The sequence below is a fragment of the Tenacibaculum discolor genome, from assembly GCF_003664185.1.
Lineage (GTDB): Bacteria > Bacteroidota > Bacteroidia > Flavobacteriales > Flavobacteriaceae > Polaribacter > Polaribacter discolor.
The window spans coordinates 242,793-261,865 of record NZ_RCCS01000004.1 but is presented as its reverse complement, the minus strand read 5'-3'; the positions used below and the strand labels follow the sequence as shown (position 1 = coordinate 261,865).

22 protein-coding genes are annotated in these 19,073 nt (G+C 30.7%); 15 read left to right on the top strand and 7 right to left on the bottom strand.

Annotated elements, in window-relative coordinates:
- Window positions 1–10: 10 nt before the first annotated feature.
- From C8N27_RS01720 to C8N27_RS01680, 9 genes are all read left to right on the top strand, one after another.
- Window positions 11–1,087, top strand: a complete 1,077-nt coding sequence (locus C8N27_RS01720; RefSeq protein ID WP_121146038.1) for an ABC transporter permease — start codon at window positions 11–13, stop codon at window positions 1,085–1,087.
- On the top strand, window positions 1,088–1,570 hold the full coding sequence (locus C8N27_RS01715) for a TlpA family protein disulfide reductase (RefSeq protein ID WP_121146037.1): 483 nt from the start codon (window positions 1,088–1,090) through the stop codon (window positions 1,568–1,570).
- Between the two features lies 1 nt (window position 1,571).
- Window positions 1,572–2,063: a TlpA family protein disulfide reductase gene (locus tag C8N27_RS01710; RefSeq protein WP_167444708.1), complete on the top strand. Its 492-nt coding sequence runs from the start codon at window positions 1,572–1,574 to the stop codon at window positions 2,061–2,063.
- 41 nt (window positions 2,064–2,104) lie between these two features.
- Window positions 2,105–2,863 (top strand): triose-phosphate isomerase, encoded by a 759-nt coding sequence (tpiA, locus tag C8N27_RS01705; RefSeq protein ID WP_121146035.1) that lies wholly within the window; start codon window positions 2,105–2,107, stop codon window positions 2,861–2,863.
- Window positions 2,863–3,696 (top strand): 50S ribosomal protein L11 methyltransferase, encoded by an 834-nt coding sequence (gene prmA / locus C8N27_RS01700; protein WP_121146034.1) that lies wholly within the window; start codon window positions 2,863–2,865, stop codon window positions 3,694–3,696. Before tpiA ends, prmA begins: the two co-directional genes overlap by 1 nt.
- 5 nt (window positions 3,697–3,701) lie before the next feature.
- Complete coding sequence (locus tag C8N27_RS01695) at window positions 3,702–3,977, top strand: ATP-dependent Clp protease adaptor ClpS (RefSeq protein WP_121146033.1); 276 nt, start codon at window positions 3,702–3,704, stop codon at window positions 3,975–3,977.
- A gap of 2 nt (window positions 3,978–3,979) precedes the next feature.
- Window positions 3,980–4,252: a hypothetical protein gene (locus C8N27_RS01690; RefSeq protein ID WP_121146032.1), complete on the top strand. Its 273-nt coding sequence runs from the start codon at window positions 3,980–3,982 to the stop codon at window positions 4,250–4,252.
- A gap of 470 nt (window positions 4,253–4,722) precedes the next feature.
- Window positions 4,723–5,052 (top strand): hypothetical protein, encoded by a 330-nt coding sequence (locus C8N27_RS01685; protein ID WP_147431693.1) that lies wholly within the window; start codon window positions 4,723–4,725, stop codon window positions 5,050–5,052.
- Between the two features lie 2 nt (window positions 5,053–5,054).
- Window positions 5,055–5,480, top strand: coding sequence for a tellurite resistance TerB family protein (locus C8N27_RS01680; RefSeq protein WP_121146030.1), 426 nt, complete (start codon window positions 5,055–5,057; stop codon window positions 5,478–5,480).
- 39 nt (window positions 5,481–5,519) lie between these two features.
- Here C8N27_RS01680 and C8N27_RS01675 read toward each other — a convergent pair whose 3' ends face one another.
- The 7 genes from C8N27_RS01675 to C8N27_RS01645 all read right to left on the bottom strand — a co-directional run bounded on the left by C8N27_RS01675 (window position 5,520) and on the right by C8N27_RS01645 (window position 11,128).
- Window positions 5,520–5,780: a hypothetical protein gene (locus C8N27_RS01675; RefSeq protein WP_099216027.1), complete on the bottom strand. Its 261-nt coding sequence runs from the start codon at window positions 5,778–5,780 to the stop codon at window positions 5,520–5,522.
- Window positions 5,781–5,801: 21 nt separating this feature from the next.
- Window positions 5,802–6,083, bottom strand: coding sequence for a hypothetical protein (locus tag C8N27_RS01670; protein ID WP_099216028.1), 282 nt, complete (start codon window positions 6,081–6,083; stop codon window positions 5,802–5,804).
- A 4-nt stretch (window positions 6,084–6,087) separates the two neighbouring features.
- Entirely contained in the window at window positions 6,088–7,056 is a 969-nt protein-coding gene (locus C8N27_RS01665; RefSeq protein WP_099216029.1) for a deoxyhypusine synthase family protein, read from the bottom strand.
- 12 nt (window positions 7,057–7,068) lie between these two features.
- Window positions 7,069–7,848 carry an RMD1 family protein gene (locus tag C8N27_RS01660; RefSeq protein ID WP_121146029.1) on the bottom strand — a complete coding sequence of 260 codons (780 nt, stop codon included), beginning with the start codon at window positions 7,846–7,848 and terminating at the stop codon, window positions 7,069–7,071.
- A 1-nt stretch (window position 7,849) separates the two neighbouring features.
- Entirely contained in the window at window positions 7,850–8,788 is a 939-nt protein-coding gene (gene speB, locus C8N27_RS01655) for an agmatinase (RefSeq protein ID WP_121146028.1), read from the bottom strand.
- A gap of 15 nt (window positions 8,789–8,803) precedes the next feature.
- Window positions 8,804–10,195, bottom strand: a complete 1,392-nt coding sequence (locus tag C8N27_RS01650) for an arginine decarboxylase (protein WP_121146296.1) — start codon at window positions 10,193–10,195, stop codon at window positions 8,804–8,806.
- A 405-nt stretch (window positions 10,196–10,600) separates the two neighbouring features.
- Entirely contained in the window at window positions 10,601–11,128 is a 528-nt protein-coding gene (locus tag C8N27_RS01645) for a mechanosensitive ion channel domain-containing protein (protein ID WP_121146027.1), read from the bottom strand.
- 95 nt (window positions 11,129–11,223) lie between these two features.
- Between C8N27_RS01645 and C8N27_RS01640 the strand changes: the two genes are divergently transcribed.
- The 6 genes from C8N27_RS01640 to C8N27_RS01615 all read left to right on the top strand — a co-directional run bounded on the left by C8N27_RS01640 (window position 11,224) and on the right by C8N27_RS01615 (window position 19,071).
- Window positions 11,224–12,057 carry a universal stress protein gene (locus C8N27_RS01640; RefSeq protein ID WP_099216033.1) on the top strand — a complete coding sequence of 278 codons (834 nt, stop codon included), beginning with the start codon at window positions 11,224–11,226 and terminating at the stop codon, window positions 12,055–12,057.
- A 2-nt stretch (window positions 12,058–12,059) separates the two neighbouring features.
- Window positions 12,060–12,437: a hypothetical protein gene (locus C8N27_RS01635; RefSeq protein ID WP_099216034.1), complete on the top strand. Its 378-nt coding sequence runs from the start codon at window positions 12,060–12,062 to the stop codon at window positions 12,435–12,437.
- An 8-nt stretch (window positions 12,438–12,445) separates the two neighbouring features.
- A complete protein-coding gene (gene corA, locus C8N27_RS01630) occupies window positions 12,446–13,510 on the top strand; it encodes a magnesium/cobalt transporter CorA (RefSeq protein ID WP_099216035.1) in 1,065 nt (354 codons plus the stop codon).
- 50 nt (window positions 13,511–13,560) lie between these two features.
- Entirely contained in the window at window positions 13,561–13,980 is a 420-nt protein-coding gene (locus C8N27_RS01625) for an HYC_CC_PP family protein (protein ID WP_099216036.1), read from the top strand.
- A gap of 104 nt (window positions 13,981–14,084) precedes the next feature.
- Window positions 14,085–17,846, top strand: a complete 3,762-nt coding sequence (locus tag C8N27_RS01620) for an efflux RND transporter permease subunit (protein ID WP_121146025.1) — start codon at window positions 14,085–14,087, stop codon at window positions 17,844–17,846.
- The gene (locus C8N27_RS01615) at window positions 17,836–19,071 is read left to right on the top strand and encodes a TolC family protein (protein WP_121146023.1); all 1,236 of its coding nucleotides are present in this window, start codon (window positions 17,836–17,838) and stop codon (window positions 19,069–19,071) included. The genes C8N27_RS01620 and C8N27_RS01615 overlap by 11 nt, the downstream gene beginning before the upstream one ends.
- Window positions 19,072–19,073: the final 2 nt, after the last annotated feature.

Below are 19,073 nucleotides of genomic sequence, written 5' to 3'. Positions count from 1 at the left end.
TTTGTTACATATGTTTCAATATATCATCAACAAAATTTTTTACGGATTCTTAACACTGTTTGGGGTGGTAACAGTAATTTTTTTATTGTTTAATATCTTACCAGGAGATCCAGCTCGTATGATGTTAGATCAACGAGAAGATACTGAGCAATTACAAAATATCCGAAAGAAATATGGGTTTGATAAACCTGTGTTTACACAATACTTATATTATTTGAATGATGTATCACCATTATCGTTCCATAGTAAAAACAAAGAGAACTATACTTTTTTATCTGAAGGAAAATACAATGCTCAATCATTATTTTCTTTAGGGAATAAAGAGGTGGTCATGAAAACTCCGTATTTGCGTCAATCTTTCCAAAAGAATGGTAAAAATGTTTCTGAAGTAATTAAAGAGACCTTACCAAATACTGCAATTTTAGCTATAGTAGCAATAACAATAGCACTGTTTTTAGGGATCATATTAGGAATATTTTCAGCCTTATTTAAAGACACTTTTTTTGATAGACTTATAGCTGTCGTAAGTACTTTGGGAATGAGTATACCTTCTTTTTTCTCAGCTATATTGTTTGCTTGGTTTTTTGGGTTTGTGTTGAATAAATATACACATTTAGAAATGACGGGAAGTTTGTATGAAGTTGATGATTTTGGTGAAGGAATGCATATTCAATGGAAAAATTTAATATTACCAGCAATAGTACTGGGAATTCGTCCGCTTGCAGTAGTTATACAGTTAATGCGTAATTCGTTGTTAGAAACCTTAAGTCAAGATTACATTCGAACAGCAAAGGCAAAAGGACTAACAATGTATCAAGTAATAAAAAAACATGCGTTGAAAAACTCATTAAACCCAGTAATAACAGCAATATCAGGATGGTTTGCTTCGATGCTGGCTGGAGCAGTTTTTGTAGAGTATATTTTTAATTGGAACGGATTAGGAAAAGAAATAGTAAACTCGTTAAACACGCTTGATTTACCAGTAATTATGGGAGCTGTTTTAGTAGTTGCTACATTATTTATAATCATAAATATTTTAGTAGATATATTATATAGTTGGTTAGACCCTCGAATAAGATTACAATAGATGAGAACATTTTTTTTACTGATTACCATAGTTTTTTTATCAAGTTGTGCTGTATTTCAACCAAAAGAATTTACGTTTGAACCTCTAAATGAAGAATTACTGACTTTAGATAGAAAACCAATTTTATTTAAAGAAGTTTTAGAGAAAAATAAAGGCAAAAAGATATTTGTACAAATATTTGCAACTTACTGTCCTTACAGTCAACGTAGTTTTAAAGATGTACTCAATTTTCAGAAGAAAAATCCAGAGCTTGCTTATATTTTTCTATCAGTAGATCATTCATATCATGATTGGAAAAGAGGTTTAGAAAGTATTCCTGTAAAAGGTCAACACTATTACATTCAAAAAAAAGGAAAAGGAGCGCTTGGTGAGTTTTTAAAACTAAAAACAATTCCACGATTTTTGATTATTGATGAAGAAGGAAATATTAGCGTGTATAAATCATCTAAAGTGTCAGATAAGCTCCAAAACAAAGTACAATAGCATGAAAATAATAATAGTAGCTTTTATTGGATTAACCTTATTTGGTTGTTCAAAAGAAGCTCCAGGTCATTTCTCTACAGAAGCGTTAGAGGATGTTTTTACTTCTTTAGAAGGAGAAGAGGTTTCATTCAGTAAAATCTTAGAAAAATACAAAGGAAGTAAGATATTAATAGATATTTGGGCTTCTTGGTGTCCAGACTGTTTAAAAAGTATTCCTGAAGTACAGAAGGTACAAGAAGATTACGCAGGAGCTACATATATTTTTTTATCCTTAGATAGAAATAAGACTGATTGGAAAAATGGTATTGAACGCCTAAATATAAAAGGAGAACATTATTTTATAGAATCAGGATGGGAAGGCAAGTTTGGTAAGTTTTTAGGTTTAGATTGGATACCAAGATTTTTAGTTATAGACGAAAATGGAAAAATAATTGTTTTTGATGCAACAAAAGCCACAGATAAATTAATTCGTCAAAGCCTAGAAAAAATGTAATTTTGCAAACACAAAATCAATAACCAGAAAAAATAATACACGTGAGACAAAAAATAGTTGCAGGTAACTGGAAGATGAATAAAAACCTTGATGAAGCAAAAGAATTAATCGAGGGAATAAAGAAAGAAGTACAAGCTGGTTTAGAAGATGGTACTAGAGTAATAATTGCTCCTAGTTTTGTAAACTTACAATCAGCAGTTAAAAACACTGAAGATTCGGTTGTAGAGGTTGCCGCACAAAACATGCATCAATCTAAAAGTGGAGCGTATACAGGAGAGATTTCTGCAGATATGTTAACGAATTTAGGTGTCAACATAGTAATTTTAGGACACTCTGAACGTAGAGAATATTTTGGTGAAACTGATGAGTTATTAGCTCAAAAGGTAGATGCTGCTTTAGAAAACAAATTAGAAGTTGTTTTTTGTTTTGGAGAATTGTTAGAAGATAGAAAGTCTGGAAATCACTTTAAAGTAGTTGAAAACCAACTTAAAAAAGCGTTGTTTCATCTTCAAGAAGCTGATTTTAAAAATATTATTTTAGCGTACGAACCAGTTTGGGCAATTGGTACAGGAGAAACAGCTTCGCCTGAGCAAGCGCAAGAAATACATGCTTTTGTAAGAGAGCTTTTAACAAAAAAGTATGGAGTAGAAACAGCCAATGCTATTTCAATTTTATACGGAGGAAGTGTAAAGCCTGCAAATGCTAAAGAAATTTTTTCTAAACCAGATGTAGATGGAGGTTTAATAGGTGGAGCAGCATTAAAAGCTGAAGATTTTGCAGCAATAATTAAATCAATTTAATGGATAATATTTATATAGAATATACTTTTGAAGTAACACCAAAAGAACCAACTACAGAAATTTTAATAGCTGAATTGGGGTCTTTAGGTTTTGAAAGTTTTGTTGAAAACGAAAAAGGGGTAGTAGCGTATATTCAAAAAGATGATTGGAGCGAAACTATTTTAGAAGATGTTTTTGTGTTGAAATCAGAAGAATTTTCAATTCAATACGAGCATAAAGAAATAGAACAAACTAATTGGAATGCGGAATGGGAAAAGAACTTCAATCCTATTCAAGTAGATGATTTGGTAAGCATTAGAGCTCCGTTTCATGAGAACCCGAATTTGCCATACGATATTGTTATTGAACCAAAAATGAGTTTTGGTACAGGGCATCATGAAACTACACACATGATGGTGCAACATTTAATTAATTTAGATGTAACTGATAAAAAAGTTTTAGACATGGGATGTGGAACAGGGATTTTAGCAATTTTTGCTGAAATGAAAGGAGCACAGCCTATTGATGCTATTGATATTGATGCTTGGTGTTACGAAAACTCATTAGAAAATGTAGAAAGAAACAATTGTAAGCATATTTCAGTTTATGAAGGAGATGCGTCACTTTTAGAAGGAAAAAGGTATGATGTTATAATAGCAAATATCAATCGTAATATTTTACTAAATGATATGCAAACGTATACAAATTGTTTAACTGAAAAAGGAGTTTTATTATTAAGCGGATTTTATAGTGAAGATATTCCAGTTATTGATAATGAGGTGTCTAAGTACAGTTTAACATTAAAAGATACCATAAAAAGAAATAATTGGGTAGCTTTGCAGTATCAAAAATAAAACAAATGAGTACGATAGAAAAAATTCAAGAAGAGCTTGATGTTTTATTAAATGAAACAAGAAAGCATGAAATTGTTTTACATAATGATGATGTAAATACCTTTGATTTTGTAATTGATAGTCTTGTAACCGTATGTGATCATACATTAGAGCAAGCAGAGCAATGTACTATTTTAGTGCATTATAAAGGGAAATGCTCGGTTAAGACAGGAGAGTATAAAGATTTAGAACCAAGATGCTCTAAGTTATTAGAGTTAGGTTTATCAGCAGAGATAGTGTAAGAATGGAGAACATTTTTAGGTATTACGAATTTTCAGAATTTTTTAAAGATGGCTCAGGAACGTTTCAAGAAAATGAAATAAGCTTTTCGGAACTTAACAAAGAGCATTTTTTAATTTTTGAAAAGAAAGATTCACAATATAACTTGTACGTATCAAAATACAGCTCAAAAAAGGGTATAGGAAAAGAACCTCCAGAAATATTAGAATTGTTGGTTGAAAACTACGATAAATCTATACCAGGACACAGAATAGTACTTAGAAAATACTTGTATTAAAAACTCAAAAACTTTTTTGAGTTTTTTTTATGTTTTTAGGTGACCAATTAAAAATAATGGTGTCATAATAATGTAGGCAGAAGAAAAGAATACAATTTCATTAAAAATATTACCCTTTAAATACAAAACTTCTCTTTTCTGCTTAAAGCTTACAAAGAGAAGTTTTTAAAGGATTAAAAATAGTAGTAGTTAGTTTTTATACTAAGTTTGGTTAGACGAAAAGGCCTTAAGCGTAAGTTTAAGGTCTTTTTTATTGAGTTTTTTTAACTAAAAATAATTTACACCGTGTAAAAATGAGTAAAAAATAATGTATCTTTATATAGGTGAAACAGTAATAACGAAAGCCTATGTAGCATCATTTTCTTTAGATACCACGAGCATAACTAAAAGCTGGTTTTTGCTAAAAGAAACTTGGACTTGTTGTGGTTAATATCCAAGACAAAGGTTTATTAATTAAAATTTTAAAGAAAATGAAAAGTACAATTATAAAAACAGTTTTTGTATTATTTATCGGGGCAGGTTTGGCTTTTACAATTAAACAAAGCAAACTTATAGACCCTATAAAGACTGTAGCAGTTTTTCAAGGTTATGATGAGTATGGTTATACTTTTTCGTTTGAAGATGAAGAGGGAGACGAAGATGTAATTACTTTTGAAACTATATCAGAGAAAATATTAAAAATTTATAACTTAAAAGATGATAAATTTGTAGAACAGAAATTTGAAATCACGTACGATTATAAGGTATCAGACGATGAAATTGAAACCCCTGTTTTACAATCAATAAAAAAAATAGAATAATTATGAGTATTGTAGATTTATACGAGTCAAGTAAGCATAGAAATAATGTAGCTCACTTTAGTGCTATTGTTAATCTTGCTATTATTGATGGCGATTTAAATGAAGATGAAGAAAAATTAGTGAATCGTTTTGCTAGAAAATTAGACATTACGGAAGCAGAGTACAAAGAGATAGTTGAAAACTCGAAAAAATATCCAGTAGTACCGCAAGCAAAAACTGATGATAGGCTAGAGCGTTTACTAGATTTATTTAAAATAATTTATTCAGATCATGAAATAGATGAGGCTGAGTTAAAATTAATTTTGAGATATGCTATTCAGCTTGGTTTTTCACAAGAAAGAGCAGAGGAGATAATCTCTAAAACCACAAAGGTTTTTAGTGGTAAGATAGATTTAGATCAGTATAAATCGATACTAAGTATATTATAAAAAGTAAAATCCCATTCTCTTTAGAATGGGATTTGTTTTTTAAAGTGGTTGTAAGTTTTCTAACTTAAAAATTACAAGATCTTCATCATCTACATCATCAAAAATTTCTTTATACGTAATTTCAAAACTTTTATTTTTTAGAGATGAAGACTTTAAATCTAAATGTTCAAGATTCTTTTTATTGATTTGTTCAAAGTCAATAATATCTCCATTTTCTAATTCAAAAACATAATAGCCGTTTGTGTATCCTTGATAAACGCCGACTAATGTAACCGTTTGTTGTGAGTTATAATAAGCCATGGTTTAAATACGGTTTACTATTTATTCATTATCAAAATCACCAGTTATTTCGATCTCATCAAAAGTATCATCGTTATCTTCATCGTCAGTTTCATGATCTTCCATAGATTGTTGTAACTGAGAACTTATTTTCACTAAAAAAAGCGTGTCTTCAGTATTTACTTCTACAGCTTTTACTGTTTCTCCTTTACTATTTTTAAAGGAAATAATATCAGAATGATCATATCCATCAGGATACCTTTCTACTAATAAATCTAAAATATCAGTAGTTAACTTAGCATAGTCTACAATAACTCTTTTCATAAGGTTACATTTTTAATAAATAAGCAAATATTAATGGAGCAACAATAGTTGCATCACTTTCTATAATAAACTTTGGAGTATCAATATCTAATTTACCCCATGTAATCTTTTCATTAGGAACAGCTCCTGAATATGATCCGTAGCTTGTAGTTGAATCTGAAATTTGACAGAAATAACTCCAGAAAGGAGTGTCTTCTCTCTCTAAATCTTGATACAACATTGGTACTACACAAATAGGAAAATCTCCAGCGATTCCACCTCCAATTTGGAAAAACCCAATTCCGTTTTCTGAGTTTTCAGTATACCAATCAGCTAAGAAAGTCATATATTCAATACCTGACTTCATAGTAGAAGCTTTTAATTCTCCTTTTACTACATAAGAAGCAAAAATATTTCCCATTGTGCTGTCTTCCCATCCAGGAACAACAATTGGTAAATTCTTTTCTGCAGCAGCATACATCCATGAATCTTTCAAGTCGATTTCATAATACTCTTCTAAAACTCCTGATAATAAAAGCTTGTACATAAATTCATGTGGAAGATAACGCTCACCAGCTTCTTCTGCATCTTTCCAAATTTTAAAAATATGTTTTTGTAAACGTCTAAAAGCCTCCTCTTCAGGAATGCAAGTATCGGTAACACGGTTTAATCCTTTTAATAATAAGTCCCATTCTTCTTGTGGTGTTAAATCACGATAGTTTGGTACTCTTTTATAATGTGAGTGAGCAACTAGGTTCATAATATCTTCTTCAAGATTTGCTCCAGTACAAGAAATGATATGCACTTTATCTTGACGAATCATTTCAGCGAAAATTTTACCTAACTCAGCTGTACTCATAGCTCCTGCTAATGACACTAACATTTTAGAGCCTTGTTCTAGTTGTGCTTCATACCCTTTGGCAGCATCTACTAATGCTGCTGCGTTAAAGTGTAAAAAGTATTTTTCTATAAAATTGGTTATAGGTTTGTTCATTTTTTTATTTTGTTAAATTGATTTTTCAACAATTACTTGTACTACTTCAAAAAGAATGAGGATTATGATAATCCATTCTAGCATGCTACTGTATTTATGCTGTAGTATATCATTGAATAAATCTAAATTTTCTTTAATTACGTTTAAACTATTTTCTATTCCTTGATGACGTTTTATAATGTCTAATTCATCTTTCAACTTATAGTCTAAATTAGACAAGTCTTTATTATTCCAAGCAACATCTGGCGAGTCAAAAACAAATAGGTTTTCAGCAATGTTGTTCTTTAAATTCATGGTTTTACCAATAAATTTCCGCATTTGAATTTTAGAAAGTTTAAAACTTCCAGTTTTTTCTAATTGCTTCGAATACACTAATGTTTTATCGTGTAAATCAGATGTTTTATTTACATAATTCATCAATGCTACTGATTGTGCTAGGTTGAGCATGATAATATGTGCTACATCATCGTTTAAATTTTTAATTTGAATAGTTCCAAAATCAACTTCTATGGTATCAGAAAAAGTGATGTTGTATTTTTCTGAGGGCAAGTTGTTGACGTTTGAACTTTCTTTATTGATTAAAAAACTAACAATTTGATTAATTAAATTGTCCGTACAGTTCATAAAAACAACACTTCCATAATCTTTAACATAGATGTATGAGTTGTCAGTAATTTTATATAATAAAAAAGAATGCTCTCTTTTTATTAATTCATACGATTCAAACTGTGAGCGAATAGCACTTAGTGCTATTCGTTTTTCAAGATGATATGCAACTGATTGTAAATGCATTTTAATAATCGTCGTCGTCGTTTTTAAATTTTGCTAATTTGTTAAACGGTGAACTATCATCATTACCATAATCTTCTTCGTCTTCCATAGTAGAAGAAAATTTATAGCTTAACATTTTATAGTATAATTTAGCTGCTAAAAAGTCTGAAGATTTCTCATTCTCGTTAGGGCATAACTCTACAATATCAAAACCAACTACGTTTCTTTCAGTAAACACTCTCTTTAAAAACTCTAGAGTTTCATAGTAAAATAATCCTCCTGGTTCAGGTGTTCCAGTACTTGGTAATAACGAAGGATCTATAGCATCTAAATCAAATGTGATAAAAACATTACCAGTTAATTGATCAATAACTTCATCCATCCAGTATTCATTTACAGCCATATCGTGTGCAAAAAAGACTTTATCCATATTCATAGAAGACTTTTCTGATATGTCCATACTGCGAATACCTACTTGTACTAAATTGGTATTTTGACTCGCTTCGTATACAGCACAAGCATGATTGCAAGAGCTACCTTCATATTCTTTACGTAAATCGGCATGTGCATCAATATGTAAAACAGTAAGGTTGTTAAAACATTCGTTAAAAGCACGAATTGTTCCTATTGAAATTGAATGTTCTCCACCAAAAAGAGTTACAAACTTATTTTTATTGATGAATTTTTTTGTTGTTGCATGTACAGCTTCTACCATAGCTTCAGGAGAAGAATCTTCAGTAACAGCATCAGCTAAATAAACACCTTCTTTGTATACTTCACTATCAGTTTCTATATCGTATAACTCCATGTTTTCAGAAGCATCTAAAAAAGCTTCTGGCCCTTTATCAGCTCCTTTTTGCCAAGTACTAGTTCCATCGTAAGGAACAGGTATAAGTACTACTTTCGCGTTTTCTAGTTTTGCGTATTGGTCAGGTATTCCTGCGTAATTTCTTTTTTTCATTTTGATATTTTTTTACTAGTATCCTAAAATAGATAATAGTTCTTCACTTTTTTGTTGTTCTTTAAATAGTTTGGTGGTTAAATCACCATTTTCGTTTATGTCAATTAATATGTGTTTTGGAGTTGGGATTAAACAGTGTTGTAATCCGCCAAAACCACCAATAGTTTCTTGGTATGCTCCTGTATTGAAAAAGCCTACATATAAAGGACTCTCTTTTTCGTATACAGGTAAATAAATTCCGTTTACATGCTGCTCTGAGTTGTAATAATCGTCGCTATCGCAGGTTAAACCTCCTAATAAAACACGTTCGTATCTATGATTCCATTTGTTAAGAGGAAGCATGATAAAGCGTTTGTTTATAGCCCAAGAATCAGGTAAGGTGGTAATGAAAGATGAATTAATCATATTCCATTTTTCACGATCATTTTGTTTTTTTTGGTATAACACTTCATACACAGCTCCTCCTGATTCTCCTACAGTAAAACTTCCAAACTCAGTAAAAATGTTAGGAACTTCTACACCAGCTTCTTTACAAGCAAGATTTATTTGGTTGATGATTTCGTCTACCATATACTCATAATCGTAATCAAACGCTAATGAGTTTTTAATAGGGAAACCTCCTCCTATATTTAAACTATCTAAACTTGGACATACTTTTTTAAGTTTTGTATACACTCGTAAACACTTTAATAATTCGTTCCAGTAATAGGCATTATCTCTAATTCCTGTATTGATAAAGAAGTGTAACATCTTTAACTCTACTTGCGGATTATTAGCTATTTCACGTTCATAAAAGGATACAATATTTTTATAACCAATTCCCAAACGGCTAGTATAAAATTCAAACTTAGGTTCTTCTTCAGAAGCTATACGAATTCCTACATTAAATTTACTCCTAGTTTCGTCTAGTAATAAATTTAACTCCTCATAATTGTCTATTATCGGTATGCAATTTGTGTGTCCACCATCAATTAAACTAACAATATTAGCAATGTATTGATCGCGCTTAAAACCATTGCACAATACATAAGCATCATCACTTAATTTTCCTTCTTTTTTTAGTGATTTTACAATATCTATATCAAAAGCAGACGATGTTTCAATATGTATATCATTTTTTAAAGCTTCATTTAAAACATATTTAAAGTGTGAGCTTTTGGTACAATAACTATAATTGTAACTACCTTGATAATTATGCTTTTCAATAGCTTTATGAAACCAGTTTTTAGCTTTGTTTATGTTTTCTGATATTTTAGGTAAATAAGTGAATTTTAGCGGTGCTCCGTATTGCTTCACTAATTCCATCATATCAATGTTGTGAAAAAATAAATTATTGTTTTCTGTATGAAATTCCGCTTGTGGAAAATCAAACGTTTGTTCTATTAAGTCTTTATATTTAGTATTCATTATTATTTTAGTTGTATCTGTATGTTGGGTACAGAAAGTCATTCAAAAAGCAGTTGAGGCATACACCAAAACTTTTTTAAATAAATTGTATAACAAGGCTTTGTTGTTGTTTTACAACAAGATGTTAAACCAAAATAAAATGAATAGTTAGACTCTTAAAGCTAAGCAATCACCGCACTGTTTATAAAAATTCAGTGGTAGAGAGTATTGAAAGTAGGAAGAAACCTTAATGTTTCGGTTGTGTTTCTCAAACACTAAATAACTCACTATCTTCCCGTAGAAGTTATTGCCGAAATAAGTAAAACATAACATTTTGACTTATGTAATAAGATGTGGTAAATGTAAACTATTTTTTAATACAACAAACTTTTTTTTGTTTTTTTTAATGAATTGAACTTTAGTAGTTTATATTGTTTTTTGTTTCTTTATTAGCTCTATTCCTTTGTATAAAATAGTCGTATTAGGTATAGTAATTTCTCTTTTTTCTTCTGGCATATACAGTAAAACATAAAATCCAGTTATGTTTTTTACAACACCTTGTAAATCGAAGTCTTTGTCTATGATTTTTATAGTATCTCCTATACGCATAGGGTGATAAAAAAACAGGATAATGCTAGCTGTAAGGTTTGATAAAATAGACCATTGAGCAAAAAAACCGACTCCTAATACTGCGAGTATTGAAGAAGCAAAAACAATTACTTCTTTAAAGTTTATACCAAAAATGATTAATGAAATGAATAAGGCTAAGGTGTAGTATAAAAAATAACTTATGTTTAAAATTAATTTTCTTCTATGAGGTTCAATAGCATTTTTTACAATATAAGACCTAGTTAATTTTTTTGTTATATAAATTAAAAAAAATAACGAAGCTGTTAAAAGCAAAAATTGTAAAAATGGGTTGTATATGGATAACTCTAGAAAACGATTTTTCATTATTATGTTTTTTATACAAATATACTTCTGGTTTTGTAAATATAATCTGGAAATAAAAAATTATATTTGATTGAAAATCATAATTATATGTCGTTATGAAGAATGTTTTAATACCCTATAATTTTTCAGAAGCAGCTATTAATGCTTTAAATTACACAAAACAACTATTTAAAGATGTTGAGGTAACTATTTACTTATTAGATGTGTATATAAGTCAGCCCTCAGAATTATTGAGTGATCAAGAAAATGAGAAATGGTTTAATGAAATGGATAATGAAATTGAAGATGAATTAAAGTATTTAATTGAAGTGTTAAGAAGAGAGAATACTAGTTTTAATTATGAGTATGTTGTAGAGTCAAATTCATTAACAAAAGCAGTTACTAAAACAATTGAAGAAAAGAGTATTGATATAGTAATTGCAGGTACAAAAGGAGCCAAAAGTTTAGCAGAAACTTTTATTGGTACTAATACTATGAAAATGATTAATGTAGTTAATAGGTGTCCAATACTAGTAGTTCCTATGAATTACAAGTATAAGCCATTACATCAAATTGTGTTTTCAACAAATTATAAAAGATTGTTTACAGCAAAAGAGCTACAGTTTTTAATTAATTTAACCACAATCAAGAGATGTATATTGGAGGTTGTGAGCTTATCTGAAGAGAACTTTTTATCTGAGAATCAACAAAGAAATAAAGTGAAATTAAGAGAGTTGTTACAAGATGTAAATGTTACGTATAAAAAAATAGATTGGGAAGGCTCTGAAACATTAACAGTTGAAAAACATATTAAAGAAAACGATAGCGAGTTGTTGGTGTTAATAAACCATAAATACAACTTTTTTAACCGTTTGTTAGAAGAAAATGTGATAAAAAAGTCAGCTTTTCATAGTAAAATACCAATGTTAATTTTACCCGAAATAAGTTAATTATGAAGTTTACTGAAGAATTTTATAAAAGCATAGCGAATTTGTTTTATGCAGTTTCTATGGCCGATAAAAACATGACCGTAGAAGAGAAAAAGAGTATTGTTAAAAGAGTAGAAAAAAATTGGTCAACATCAGAAAATAAATCAGATAGTGAGTTGATATACGAAACGTTAAGAGAACTGATAAAAGAAAAAGTAACATCAGAAACAGCTTATGAAAGCTTTAAAGAATATTACTTAGCACATAAAGAAGAGTTCTCAAAAAATGTAATTCACGATTTATTAGCAGCATCACATGAAATTTCTAGCTCTTATGCAAGAAAAAATAAATCAGAACTCATAATTTTAGCCAGACTTTACAAATTATTTAATCTCGTATAACTAAACAGATGACAAGGTTTATAACCAAACAAAAAAATACTAAAAATGTAATTCCTGGAAGCCCCGTTTTTGTTGGAAATCAAAAAGAAGAGAATACAAGAATACGATTAATAGGATATGATGAAAATGAATTTATAGAAGTAGAGCTAAAAGATATAAACGAACTCAAAAGCTATATTGGAAAGTATAAAAAACTTTGGATTAATATAGACGGATTACACGATGTTGAGTTAGTTGGAGAAATTGGTGAGTTATTTGATATTCATACACTTGTTCTTGAAGATATTGTAAATACCGATCAAAGACCTAGAGTAGATATTGAAGAGCATTATATTTTTACGAGTATTAAAATGCTGTTTTTAAATAAAGAAAACCATAAGCTTGAAGCAGAGCAAATATCTATGTACTTATTACAAAATGTACTAATTACTTTTCAAGAAAAGCAAGGAGATATTTTTGAGTCAATTAGAGAAAGATTACGTCATAAAAAAGGAAGGGTACGAAATTATAGTGTAACATATTTAAAGTATTGCTTATTAGATGTAATTGTAGATAATTACAATTTTTTAATGGAAACTTTCGGTGAGAAAGTAGAATATTTAGAAGATAAAATTTTATTACAACCCAATAAAAATACACTACAAGAAATTAATAGATACAAAATAGAACTTAACTACTTTAGAAAAGCAATAAGACCAGCTCGTGAGGCAATAAATAGTTTTAGAGCATTAAAAACAGAATTAATAACAAAAAAAGAACAACCATTTTTTAATGATTTAAACGATTTGGTCCAACGAAGTTATGATTCAGTTGAAAACTATAAAAGTATGTTGAGTGAGCAACTTACAGTATATTCAACGAACGTAAATAATCGTTTGAATGATATTATGAAAATACTAACCATATTTTCAGTAGTATTTATTCCTATTACTTTTATAGCGGGGATTTATGGAACAAATTTCGAGTATATCCCTGAACTTAAGTATCGTAGTGGGTACTTTGTAATGTGGGGTGTTATATTACTAACAGTGATAATCATGTTAGGATATTTTAAATACAAAAAATGGTTTTAAGGATTGTTTAAGTTTTTGAAAATTAAAATTTTGTACTTTTGTAGTGTAAAATGAAAAAAGCGTTTCATAAAATAGCATCTATTTTAATGGCTTTTGTAGTGTTATTATCTACAATGTCATTTACTGTTAACAGTCACTTTTGTGGAGACATGTTAGTAGGTACAAGTTATTTTGTAAAGGCTGAATCTTGTGGAATGGATATGAAGCAAGAAACAAAATCTGAAGACTGTTCAGTAATGAAAAAGAACTGTTGTCAAGATGTGGCTTCAGTAATTGAAGGTCAAGATACTTTAAAGATTACATCTTTTGATCAACTGTCTTTTGACCAACAAGTTTTTATAGCTTCATTTTACTATAGCTATATTAATTTATTTGAAGGTATTCACAATAAAGTGATTCCTTTTAAAGATTATGCACCTCCACTGGTCATCAAGGATATTCATGTACTTGATGAAGTATATTTAATATGATTTTTAAACAATAACTATTTGTCCTTTTGAGAATTTCAATAGGATGATTTGTCGTATTCGATGTTTTTCAACATCAATGTTTAATTGTTTAAAAATCATTTTTTATGCTAAACAAAAGCATCAAATTCTTAATAGAAAACAAACTGGTCGCAGTTATATTACTCGTTTTATTTGTAGGATGGGGAACTGTAAATGCACCATTTAATTTAGATACAGGTTTTTTACCAAACGATCCTGTAGCAGTTGATGCCATACCAGATATTGGAGAAAATCAACAAATTGTTTTTACAAAGTGGGACGGACAATCTCCGCAAGATATAGAAGACCAAATAACATACCCATTAACAACATCTTTATTAGGGATTTCTGGAGTAAAAACCATCCGTAGTTCTTCTATGTTTGGACTTTCAAGTATCTATGTCATTTTTGATGAAGGAGTAGATTTTTATTGGAGTCGTTCTCGAATTCTTGAAAAGTTAAATTCATTACCAAGTAATTTACTACCAGAAGGAGTAAGTCCTTCATTAGGGCCAGATGCCACTGGATTGGGGCAGATTTTTTGGTATACACTTGAAGGACGTGATGAAGATGGTAATGTCACTGGAGGTTGGGATTTACATGAATTACGTAGTGTACAAGATTACTATGTAAAATATGCACTTTCGTCTGCAAATGGTGTGTCTGAAGTAAGCTCAATAGGAGGTTATGTTCAAGAATATCAAATAGACGTAAAACCAGAGTTGATGCGTCAATATAATATCAGTTTACAGCAAATTGTAGCAGCAGTAAAGCAAAGTAATCAAGATATTGGAGCACAAACTATAGAAATAAATCAAGCAGAATATTTAGTCCGTGGTTTAGGATATGTAAAGTCTATAGCAGATATTGAAAATGCTGTAGTTACAGCTAAAAATTATACTTCAATACGAGTAAAAGACATTGCAAAAGTATCGTTAGGAGCAGAACCTCGTAGAGGGATTTTAGATAAAGAAGGGGCTGAGGTAGTAGGAGGTGTAGTGGTAGCTCGTTATGGAGCAAATCCTTTAGAAGTAATCACCAATGTAAAGGAAAAGATTAATGAGTTGAGTTCAGGATTACCAAGTAAAAAGCTCAAAGACGGTAGAACTTCTCAATTAACAATTGTTCCTTTTTATGACCGTACTGAGTTAATTCATGAAACTTTAGATACGTTGAACGAGGCTCTTACGCTAGAAATATTAATCACTATTTTGGTAATCGTAGTGATGGTTTTCAATTTACGAGCTTCCGTGTTAATATCAGGATTATTACCAGTGGCAGTATTGATGGTTTTTATTGCAATGAAAGCCTTTGGAGTTGATGCAAATATTGTAGCCTTATCAGGAATTGCTATTGCTATTGGAACCATGGTAGATGTGGGAGTCATACTCTCCGAAAACATCATAAGTCACTTAGAAAAAGACGAGAATAAATTACCGATAAACACATTAGTTTACAATGCAACAGCAGAAGTTTCTGGAGCAATTGTAACTGCGGTAATGACTACGATTATCAGTTTTATTCCAGTATTTACCATGATTGGCGCAGAAGGAAAACTATTCCGTCCACTAGCATTTACCAAAACCTTCGCTTTAATAGCAGCTATTGTGGTAGCATTGTTTTTAATACCGCCATTTGCAGCTGTTTTATTTAAGAAAAAGGAGTTGAAAAAGAACTTTAAATACATTGTAAATGGAGTTTTAGTAGCATTAGGTATTACTGCTGTTTTTTATGGGTATTGGTTAGGAATTGTATTAATAGCCTTTGGAGCTATACAATTTTGGAGTAATTATTCAGGAAAAACTACAATTCATTTTTCGTTTTCCAACTATAATTTTACACTGCCTGTTAATACGATCAATATTGTTATATCTGCATTAGCAATTGTTGGTTTGTTAGCAGAATACTGGAGACCTTTAGGAGTAGATAAAAGTATTTTTACCAATCTTTTATTTGTAGCACTTATTTGTTTCGGTTTGTTAGGCTTTTTTAGCTTACTGCAAAAATATTACAATCATATATTGCAATGGGCGTTGAACAACAAATTACTGTTTTTAACTATCCCGTTAACAGTATTAACTTGTGGATTCCTAATTTTTAAAAACACAGGAAAAGAGTTTATGCCTTCGCTAAACGAAGGGTCATTTTTATTAATGCCGACCTCTATGCCGCATTCAGGGGTGGAAGAAAACAAACGTGTATTACAGCAATTAGATATGGCAGTTGCTAATATTCCAGAGATAGCAACGGTTGTAGGTAAAGCAGGAAGAACTGATTCAGCACTAGATCCAGCTCCTTTATCAATGTATGAGAATGTGATTAACTACAAGCCAGAATATGCGTTAAATTCTGATGGAGAACGTCAACGTTATAGGGTAAATGAGGATGGATTGTTTCTGTTGAAAAACGGTAAAACGGTAGCGAACCCAAGTTTGACAGATAAGACATCAGAAGTTGTTTTTTATGAGGTTTCATCAAATGAATTAATAGAAGATGAAGATGGTGAGTTTTATCGTAATTGGCGACCAAACATCAAGTCACCAAATGATATTTGGAACGAAATAGTAAAAGTTACCAAGTTACCAGGAGTAACGTCTGCACCTAAATTACAACCTATAGAAACTCGATTGGTAATGCTGCAAACAGGAATGAGAGCTCCAATGGGAATTAAAGTAAAAGGACAAGACTTAAAACAAATTGAGGTTTTTGGAGTAGAACTCGAAGGAATTTTAAAAGAGGTTGAAGGAGTTAAAAAAGAAGCAGTTTTTGCTGATAGAATTGTAGGGAAACCGTATTTATTAATTGATATTAATAGAGAAAAATTGGCACGCTACGGAATAGCTATTCAAACGGTACAAGATGTATTGAAAGTGGCAGTAGGAGGGATGCAGTTATCGCAAACAGTAGAAGGAAGAGAGCGTTACGGAATTCGAGTTCGTTACCCAAGAGAACTACGTTCATCTCCAACTGACTTAGAAAATATTTATGTACCAGTAGCTAAAGGATCGCCAATTCCATTAAGCGAATTAGCAACAATTCGTTATGAGCAAGGACCACAGATGATTAAGAGTGAAGATACTTTTTTAATCGGATATGTATTGTTTGATAAGTTAGATGGTTTTGCTGAGGTAAACGTGGTAGAAGCAGCTCAAAAAGTAATTCAACAAAAAATAGATTCAGGAGAGCTAACTGTTCCAAAAGGAATATCATATCAGTTTACAGGAACTTATGAAAACCAATTAAGAGCAGAAAAAACACTATCAGTAGTAGTGCCATTGGCGTTGATGATTATCTTTTTAATACTGTATTTTCAGTTCCGTTCAGTAGCTACTTCATTAATGGTATTCACAGGAATTACTGTAGCTTTTGCAGGTGGATTTATAATGATGTGGTTATACGGACAAGATTGGTTCTTGAATTTTAGTGTATTTGGAGAAAACTTGAGAGAATTATTTCAAATGCATCCAATAAATTTAAGTGTTGCTGTTTGGGTAGGATTTATCGCATTATTCGGAATTGCAACCGATGATGGTGTAGTAATGGCTACCTATTTAACACAAACATTTAATAGAGATAAACCTCAAACAATTGAAGCTATTCGAGCATCTGCATTACATGGAGGAAACAAACGTATTAGAGCATGTTTAATGACAACGGCAACCACCATTTTAGCCTTGTTGCCAGTATTAACTTCAACTGGAAGAGGTAGTGATATTATGATTCCAATGGCTATTCCTGCTTTTGGAGGAATGATTATAGATGTGACTTCGTATTTTATTGTACCAGTACTGTATAGTTGGCGTGAAGAATTTTTATTAAAACGAAAAACGAAAAGAGATGAGTTTTAAAATAAATAATAAAAAAGCAACCTTATTTCTAGCTTCTGTGTTTTTTGCTTTTACAATACAAGGACAAAACCTACAGGAATATATTGAGACAGCTTTAGAAAACAATCCAGAAGTACAACAGTTTGATATTAAGTACAAGCGTATTTCAGAGAAAAAAGAAGAGGTAAATACATTGCCTAATACCGAGTTTGGAGCAGGATATTTTGTGAGTACACCAGAAACACGTACAGGGCCGCAGAGGTTTAAACTATCTGTAAAGCAAATGATTCCTTTTTTTGGAACCATAACAGCACGAGAAAACTATGTGTCTTCATTAGCTGATGCAGCTTATCAGGATATCGTAGTCGTAAAACGTAAACTAGTAACATCAGTAGCGCAGTCGTATTATAAACTTTATGAGGTTAAAGCAAAACAAAAAGTATTAGACGAAAATATAGCATTACTTAAAACGTATGAAAAGTTAGCGTTAACTTCTGTTGAAGTAGGAAAAGCTTCTGCAGTAGATGTGTTAAGGTTGCAAATAAGACAAAACGAATTAGCACAACAAAAGGAAGTGTTACGGGAAGTTTTTTTAGGAATGCAAAAAGCATTTAATAAACTGTTGAATCAGGATATTAACACACAAATTTCAGTCGTTGATAGCCTACAAATTCCAACCAAAGTAGATAAAATACAACCAAGTATCTTAAAATTACACCCAGAGCTGGTGAAGTTTGATAAGTTGTATGCTTCTGTAGAAAAGTCAGAATTCTTAAACCAAAAAGAGAAACAACCTATGATAGGTTTTGGGCTTGATTATGTTAATGTTGAAAAGCGCACTGATATGAATGTGGTAGATAACGGTAAGGATATCATCATGCCAATGGTATCATTATCAATTCCTATTTTCAATAAGAAAAATAAATCTATAAGCAAACAAAACAAGTTACAGCAAGAGGAGATTCTATCGCAAAAAGAACAACGATATAATACGTTAGAATCTGTGTTATACAGAGCAGTTTCGGATAGAAATGCATCCGTAATAAATTACCGAACACAACTTAAAAATTTAGAGCAAGCAAGAAATGCAGAGCAAATTTTGGTGAAAAGTTATGAAACAGGAGCCATAGATTTTAACGATGTGTTAGATATTCAAGAATTACAGTTGAAGTTTCAAACGAATATGATTACATCAGAAGTAACTTATTATACACAAAGTACCATTATTAATTATTTAATAAAGTAAAC